This window comes from Thermogutta sp., assembly GCF_014359955.1.
In the GTDB taxonomy this organism is placed as follows: Bacteria; Planctomycetota; Planctomycetia; order Pirellulales; family Thermoguttaceae; genus Thermogutta.
On the sequence record NZ_JACIYL010000480.1, the window covers coordinates 1 to 3404 of the forward strand.

Consider the following 3404-nt stretch of genomic DNA (forward strand, 5'->3'; position numbering starts at 1 on the left):
GGGGCGGTGTTCATATGCTCGCAAAGTTGCAGACATTCACCCTCGTCGGAATTGATGCACTGCCGGTGGTGGTGGAGGTTGACGTCTCACCCACCGGTCTGGCCAAAACCGTGATGGTCGGATTGCCCGAGGCTGCCGTCCGGGAAAGCACTCATCGTGTGGAACGGGCGATTGTGAATTCGGGGTTTCAGCGGGCCAATACGCGCACGGTCATCAATCTGGCTCCGGCGGATGTCCCCAAAGAAGCGGCTTCCTTTGACCTGCCGATCGCTCTGGGGATTTTGGCGGCCAGCGGGCAGATGGCCATGGAAAAGCTGGCCGAGTACGCGGTCGTGGGAGAACTCGCACTGGATGGCACACTCCGCAGTGTTCGCGGGGCTCTCAGCATGGCCATGCGGCTGGCGAAAGACGGCCAGTGCCGCGGCCTGATCGTGCCCGCCCACAATGCTCCGGAAGCGGCGATTGTGGAGGAGATCGAGGTTATCCCGGTTTCCTCGCTGACGCAGGCGGCCGCGTTTCTGTGTGGAGAAGTGGACATCCCGCCCCATCCTTCGAGACTGGAAGAGCTTTTCCAGAAGACAGCCAATTACGAGGAAGACCTGGCTGACGTCAAAGGGCAGGAGATGGCCAAACGGGCTTTGGTGGTGGCTGCGGCGGGAGGACACAATCTGCTCATGATTGGGCCGCCCGGTTCCGGCAAGACGATGCTGGCCAAGCGTTTACCGACCATCCTGCCGGAATTGACCCCCGCAGAATCCATCGAAACGACGCGGATTTACAGCGCGATTGGGAAGGTCAATCCACAGCAGCCGCTGCTGGCGACGCGGCCGTTTCGCGCGCCTCACCATACGATCAGTGATGCGGGCCTGGTCGGTGGCGGTTCCGTTCCAGGGCCGGGAGAAATCAGCCTGGCCCACAACGGTGTCCTGTTTCTGGACGAGCTGCCGGAGTTCAATCGGCGTACGCTGGAGGTCTTACGGCAACCGCTGGAAGACCGGTCGGTGACGATTGCTCGGGCCAATGTCACGTCCACGTTTCCCGCCAATTTCATGTTGGTGGCGGCTCTCAATCCGTGTCCATGCGGCTATCGGAATGATCCCCGTCGCCCCTGCCACTGCACGGTCCCCCAGATTGAACGATACATGTCAAAGATCAGCGGTCCACTTCTCGATCGCATTGACATTCATTTGGAGGTGCCGGCCGTTCCTTTCCAGGAATTGATGGTGCAGCGACAAGGGATGACCAGCGCCGAAGCCCGCCAGATTGTCACCCAGGCCCGAGCCATTCAGACGAAGCGTTTTTCCGGGACACGAACGCGGTGTAACGCGGAGATGACCCATCAGCAAATTCGCCGATTCTGTCGCCTCAACCAGGCGTCGCGATCGCTTCTGCAGGCGGCGATGACAGAACTCGGCCTCTCCGCCCGTGCTCACGACAAGATTCTCCGCGTTGCCCGGACCATCGCCGACCTGGATGGTTCCGACGAAATCAGTGAAATGCATATCAGCGAGGCCATTCAGTACCGGATGCTGGATCGCCAATTCTTCAAGTAGCCGAGGGATTTCGGTACGGCGTCCCGCATGGTCGGAGGGATCACTGGTCTTCTCCTCCTGGCCAAAAGCAACTCACAAGCCTCGTTTGCGCCAGGAGTGGTCCACTTTTTGAAAAAAGAAAACGGCTGGTATAATTCAAGGATTGCAAAGCGGCGAACCGTTCCATCTCTTGTTGCCTCTATCCATTGGGGCTTTTTCTCAGGAAAGTGGGATCAGCACCGCGACGGATCGGCGGCCATCGAAATGTGAAAACGACCCTCATGAACCAACCCAGTGTGGAGGAACCCTCCAACCGAGTGACGAGCGTCTGGAGTTCTCGCCAGTATCGCATCTACGCCCCCAGTTGGTTCGCTATGGTTCTGGCGAACCAGATCGAAATGGTGACACTGGGGATCTATTTGTACACAAGGACGCAAGATCCGATGTCGCTGGGCTGGCTGGGGCTGGCCCGAGCACTGCCCGTCGTTCTGCTCGCACCCGGCGGTGGTCATCTGGCGGATCGATTCAACCGGCAGCGGCTGTTCGCGTTGACGCTGCTGGTACAGGCGTTCTGCGGTGCGATCCTGGCGGTGGCAGCCTTTCAGCATGCCGCTTTAGCCTGGGTGTACGCAGTCATCGTGGTGGAAGCGGCGACGGGGGCGATGGGGACTCCGGCGCGGGCTGCGCTTCTTCCGCTTCTCGTTCCGGCCTCGCAATTCAGCAAAGCGGTGGCCTGGAACAGTAGTATTTTCCAGATGGGGACAATGATCGGGCCTGCCCTGGGAGGCGTCATTCTCGGCAAAACCAACGATTTTGCACTGGTCCTGTTCCTGGTGGCGGCTGCCCGCGCCGTTGCTCTGATAGGAATTTTGCTGCTGCGTCCGCGACCGCAAAAGCGAGAGGCGGGTGGACGTTCCGCTCAGGAGGAGATCTGGGAGGGGCTCAAGTTTGTATGGCGGCATAAACCGATTCTTGGCGCGATCAGCCTGGACCTGTTCGCTGTCCTCTTAGGCGGTGTGACCTATATCCTGCCTATTTTTGCCGAGGACATCCTCAAGGTCGGTGCAACAGGTTTGGGATTCTTGCGTTCGGCAGAGGCGTTGGGGGCCATCACGATGGCCATGATTCTGGCGCACGCACCCCCCATGCGTCATGCCGGCCGCAATATGCTGCTGGCTGTGACCGGGTTCGGGGTGGCGACGATCATTTTCGCGCTCTCCCGCAACTTCTGGCTGTCGTTCGCCATGATGTTTCTGATCGGGGCGCTGGACAACATCAGCGTGGTCGTGCGGCATACGCTCGTGCAGATGCTGACCCCCGATCACATGCGGGGACGCGTTTCCGCGGTGAACAGTGTGTTCATCGTGCTTTCCAACGATTTGGGAGGTTTGGAATCGGGTGTGACGGCCAAACTCTTTGGGGCGGTGGGGTCGGCGATGATCGGCGGCACAGGGGCCATCCTGGCGGTGCTCGCGGCACTCAAGTTGTGGCCGGAGCTGGCCCGAATTGGTCGCCTGGACGAAGTGGAAGCATTGGGCCAACTTCCCAGCCCCGCGGCCGAAGAGAGCCGCGGCGATTTGGCAACGGCGACATCGGCCGCCCCTGTGGTTTCTGGAAATTCTCAGTGGTGCGCAATTGATGCGCACGTGGAAGACAACCCGGATAATCCGGTGGCGGCGCCGCCGTCATAAGGCCTCGTCGCATCGGTGTGGCAGGTGGGTCGGAAGCTGCTTTTCTCTGGGGCGATGGGGCCGCTTTTGCCTTCCAATTTTATCAGTGAAGTGCTCATATTCGCTTTTCGTTAGGGCCGGCCGTTTGACTCGACGGGCACACTGCCGAACCCCGGAGTGGGGAACGCTTGTCTAGAAAAAA

The 3404-nt window shown here is 59.9% G+C and carries 2 protein-coding genes; both read left to right on the forward strand.

The genetic code is table 11. The features are described from left to right. Positions 1-14: 14 nt before the first annotated feature. Positions 15-1553, forward strand: a complete 1539-nt coding sequence (locus H5U08_RS13275; protein WP_366494561.1) for a YifB family Mg chelatase-like AAA ATPase — start codon at positions 15-17, stop codon at positions 1551-1553. 260 nt (positions 1554-1813) lie between these two features. Next, complete coding sequence (locus H5U08_RS13280; protein ID WP_297033923.1) at positions 1814-3223, forward strand: MFS transporter; 1410 nt, start codon at positions 1814-1816, stop codon at positions 3221-3223. Positions 3224-3404 lie beyond the last annotated feature (181 nt).